This is a genomic window from uncultured Maritalea sp. (assembly GCF_937139385.1).
In the GTDB taxonomy this organism is placed as follows: Bacteria; Pseudomonadota; Alphaproteobacteria; order Rhizobiales; family Devosiaceae; genus Maritalea; species Maritalea porphyrae_A.
In genome coordinates this window covers 1-4,547 of the sequence record NZ_CAKZPW010000165.1, presented here as the reverse complement: position 1 = coordinate 4,547, position 4,547 = coordinate 1, and the positions used below count along the sequence as shown (strand labels likewise).

The following is a 4,547-nucleotide window of genomic DNA, read 5'->3' as shown; positions in this document are numbered from 1 at the left end:
ATCATCGCCAATTCACAGCCACCGCCCAATGCATAGCCATTAACTGCCGCTAAAATTGGTGTGCGTGTGCGAACTAACTTGTCCCAACCCGCAAACCAATTGGCTTTTGCCATATCGGTATAAGTCTGAGTTTGCATTTCTTTGATGTCAGCACCCGCAGCAAATGCTTTAGGCGCGCCCGAGATCACAAAGCAGCCAACTTCGGGGTCAGCGTCATATTGTTTAAGGGTAGCGGTTACCTCGTCCATCACAGCAAGGTTTAAAGCGTTTAACGCTTCGGGTCGATTGAGGGTGATGTGCACAACGCGGTCGAGCTTTTCGACCAAAATGGTTTGTGTCATATTGAACAGCCTTTTATCTAGGGCGAAATTGTCTCTAGGAGCGCTTTTGCCCCTTCAATTCATTTATAATTCCAGAAAAGTCATGCCCCACGCCGTTCTTTTCTACGAATGCGTCATACAACTTTGTGGCGTGTTCGCCAAGGGGGGTGGTTGCCCCTGATTGTTCGGCAGCGTCTTGAGATAGTTTTAGATCTTTGAGCATCAGCGTCGCGTCAAAACCAGGTAAATATCCATTATCTGCAGGGCTTTGCGGCCCAACTCCAGGTACTGGACAGTAGGTGTTGACCGACCAGCAAGAGCCACTTGATGTGGAAATAACATCAAATAATGCGGATTTATCGAGACCAAGCGCATCGGCCAGATTAAAGGCTTCAGACGCACCGATCATCGAAATGCCCAATAGCATATTGTTGCAGATTTTCGCCGCTTGCCCCGCACCATCTGCCCCGCAGTGCACGGCCTTTTGGCCCATAATGTCAAAAAGGGGCTTGGCCTTGTCAAAAGCTGCGTCGCTGCCGCCAACCATAAAGGTTAAGGTGCCGCCAGCTGCGCCACCGACACCGCCAGAAACAGGTGCGTCCAAACTCAGCATACCAGCGTCCTGAGCCTTTTTGTGGGCTTCTCGCGCGCTTGCCACATCAATGGTGGAGCAATCAACAAACACAGCGCCCTTTGGCGCGTGGTTTAAGAGCTGGTCGAACACGGAAAGAACGATTTTTCCATTTGGCAGCATGGTCACAACCGCATCAGCGTTCGACACAGCTTCTTCAGCACTTGTCGACAAGTTGACGCCACCTTCTTTGGCCTTTGCGGCATTCTCTGCCATTAAGTCAAAACCTAAAACAGTGTGGCCTTCTTTGACCAAATTGATGGCCATTGGGCCGCCCATGTTGCCAAGGCCAATAAATGCAACGTTCATGTTCCCACTCCCTAATTATTCGGTCTTAAAAGACCAATTCTTTGTCGCCCAAGGGGGCGAACATATCTTGCACCATCTTGTCGGTAACTTCGGCAAGTGTCGCCGGTTCCCATTTTGGGTTACGGTCCTTATCGATCACAGCGGCGCGGATGCCTTCGTAGAAGTTTTTGCCACGAAGGCTCCACGCGCAAAATCGAAACTCAAGCTGCAAGCTTTGCTCAACACATGTGTAATTCTTGACTTCGCGCAGGGCATGAAAGGTTGATTTTACGCTCAAAGGGCATTGCCGTTTTAATAGCTTTAAAGCGCCTTGCGCGAACTCGCTGCCATCCGCCTCAATGTTGGTCATTACCTGATCAAAACCGTCGGCGTCGAACCAGCGGGCAATGTCATTTTGGTGCCAACGCGCATCGCCTTCATTTGGCGTTTCGCTCACGTCAGCCAAAATCGCATCAATCTCTTCGCCCGCAATCAACCGGGTTTTGATGGTGGCAAATTTACCGTTCGGCACATAGGCATCCGCAAAACCCAAAAAGATCGCATCATCAGGCCCCATGCGCGCGCCTGAAATCCCGTAGTAAGCGCCAACCCCTTTGGGGGCATTGTGCAACAGCCAAGTGCCACCAACATCGGGCAAAAACCCAATGCCCACTTCTGGCATTGAAATGACGGAGCCGTCGGTCACGATACGATGCGAGCCGTGTGCAGAAACACCAACCCCGCCGCCCATTGTAAAGCCATGCATCAATGCAATGTATGGTTTCTTAAAGTTCGCAATCATGGCGTTCAATCTGTATTCGTCGCGCCAAAATTCGAGCGATCCATCGGGGTCCTTTGGGCCATTTTCATAAATGGCTTGAATGTCGCCACCCGCGCAAAACGCACGTTCACCCGCGCCCTCAATTAGCACGCAACGCACGCTTTCGTTGTCGGCCCAACTTGCAAGCGCGTCAGCAATGCCATCAACCATGGTTTGGCTCAATGCGTTCAACGCTTTGGGGCGATTAAGGGTTATTACCCCAACATTGCCTTGAATTTGAACAATTAAATCGTCCATCAATTACTCACTCAATATTTGGCGTGAAACGATCAGGCGCATGATTTCATTGGTGCCTTCAAGGATTTGGTGTACCCGCAAATCGCGCACGATTTTTTCAATGCCATAATCTGCTAAATAGCCGTATCCGCCGTGCAGTTGCAGGGCTTGGTTGGCCACATCGAACGCGGTGTCGGTGACAAAACGTTTTGCCATAGCACAATATTTCGTCGCGTCAGGCGTACCTTGGTCATATGTCCAGGCAGCTTTGTACAAAAACACCCGCGCGGCTTGTAGCTCAATTTCCATGTCCGCTAGGCGGAACTGCAAAGCTTGAAACTGGTTGATGGACTTGCCGAAGGCTTGACGTTCGGACATGTAGCTTAGTGTCTTATCAAGTGCGGCTTGCGCTGCGCCCAATGCACTGGCGGCAATGTTCAAACGACCACCATCAAGGCCTTTCATAGCATATTTAAAGCCGTCGCCTTCCTTGCCCAACAAGTTCGCAGCAGGGATCACTACATCGTCCATCACCACTTCAGTGGTTGGTTGAACGTTCCAGCCCATTTTCTTTTCGTTCGCGCCGTAGGAAAGGCCGGGCGTGCCCTTTTCCATAAGGAAGGCAGAAATGCCTTTAGGGCCAGGTTCGCCAGTTCGTGCCATCACGATGTAAAGATCTGATACGCCCCCACCAGAAATGAAACTCTTTGTACCCTTCAAAACATAGGTGTCACCGTCGCGCTTTGCTGTCGTTTTTAACGATGCAGCGTCAGATCCAGAGCCTGGTTCTGTCAAACAATAGCTGGCCACAGTTTCCATGCTGGTCAGCTTCGGTCCCCATTTTTGGCGCATGTCCTCAGAGCCAAACGTGTCGATCATCCAAGAGCACATATTGTGGATAGAAAGGAACGACGCCGTTGCAGGACAGCCATGCGACAAGGCTTCAAATATCAATGCCGCATCAAGACGGGTCAAATCCGACCCGCCGATATCGTCGCGTGTATAAATGCCCGCCATGCCCAATTCAGCGGTTTTTTTGATCACATCAAGCGGGAAGTGCTTGGCCTGATCCCATTCAACCGCATTTGGCGCAATGTTCTCCATTGAAAACTCGCGCGCCATTTCAAAAATGGCTGACTGTTCTTCGCTTAGCGCAAAATCCATGTTGGATTACTCCATAGTTGGAATAGAAAAACTCGCACCTTCTTTAGTGCCAGAAGGCCAACGTGACGTGACAGTTTTGGTTTTGGTATAGAACCGGAATGCATCTGGGCCATGTTGGTTCAAATCACCAAAGCCAGACCGTTTCCAGCCGCCAAATGTGTAATAAGCCAAAGGCACAGGAATGGGCACATTCACGCCAACCATGCCAACATTGATACGGAAGGTGAAATCGCGTGCTGTGTCTCCATCGCGTGTAAAGATCGCAACGCCATTGCCATACTCGTGATCCATCGCCAGTTTCAAACCAGCTTCATAATCATCAACCCGGGCAACGCATAGGACCGGTCCAAAAATCTCTTGTTTGTAGATTTCCATTTCTTCGGTCACATTGTCGAACAGGCAAGGGCCAACAAAGAACCCCTCTTCATGTCCTTTGGCCACAAAGTCGCGGCCATCAACGACCAAGTCTGCGCCTTCTTTCACGCCCTGATCAACCAAGCCTTTTACCTTGGCTTGCGCTTCTTTGGTCACCAAAGGACCAAAATCTGCATCATCACCATCAGTGTAAGGACCAACGCGCAAAGCCTCTACACGTGCCTTGAGTGCTGCAACCAATTTGTCACCGGTTTCTTTGCCAACAGGCACCGCCACAGAAATGGCCATGCAGCGTTCGCCAGCAGCGCCGTAGCCTGCGCCAACCAGCGCATCAACCACTTGGTTCATATCCGCGTCTGGCATAATGATCATATGGTTTTTTGCGCCGCCAAAGCACTGAACCCGTTTGCCGTTCGCTGTCCCGCGCGAATAGATATATTCAGCAATTGGGGTAGAGCCGACAAAGCCAATCGCATGGATGTCTTCATGGTCCAAAATGCCGTCCACAGCTTCTTTGTCGCCATGCACCACATTCAAAACGCCTTTTGGTGCGCCCGCTTCGAGCATCAATTCTGCAAGCATGTTCGGCACACTTGGATCGCGCTCTGAAGGCTTAAGGATAAAGGTGTTGCCCGCAGCGATTGCCGGGCAAAATTTCCACATGGGGATCGTGGCTGGAAAGTTCAAAGGGGTAATGCCCGCAACAACGCCA

The 4,547-nt window shown here is 50.8% G+C and carries 5 protein-coding genes; all 5 read right to left on the bottom strand.

Annotated features, from left to right (window positions below; all coding sequences use genetic code 11):
• Nucleotides 1–341, bottom strand: a 341-nt coding sequence (locus Q0231_RS06965; protein WP_299346705.1) for an enoyl-CoA hydratase-related protein, incomplete at its 3' end; no start/stop codon positions are given.
• Between the two features lie 34 nt (nt 342–375).
• The gene (mmsB, locus tag Q0231_RS06960; protein ID WP_269393222.1) at nt 376–1,260 is read right to left on the bottom strand and encodes a 3-hydroxyisobutyrate dehydrogenase; all 885 of its coding nucleotides are present in this window, start codon (nt 1,258–1,260) and stop codon (nt 376–378) included.
• 25 nt (nt 1,261–1,285) lie between these two features.
• Nucleotides 1,286–2,317, bottom strand: a complete 1,032-nt coding sequence (locus tag Q0231_RS06955) for an enoyl-CoA hydratase/isomerase family protein (RefSeq protein WP_299346702.1) — start codon at nt 2,315–2,317, stop codon at nt 1,286–1,288.
• A 3-nt stretch (nt 2,318–2,320) separates the two neighbouring features.
• Nucleotides 2,321–3,460, bottom strand: a complete 1,140-nt coding sequence (locus Q0231_RS06950; RefSeq protein ID WP_299346700.1) for an acyl-CoA dehydrogenase family protein — start codon at nt 3,458–3,460, stop codon at nt 2,321–2,323.
• 6 nt (nt 3,461–3,466) lie between these two features.
• The coding region (mmsA, locus tag Q0231_RS06945; protein ID WP_299346698.1) for a CoA-acylating methylmalonate-semialdehyde dehydrogenase at nt 3,467–4,547 on the bottom strand (1,081 nt) is incomplete at its 5' end.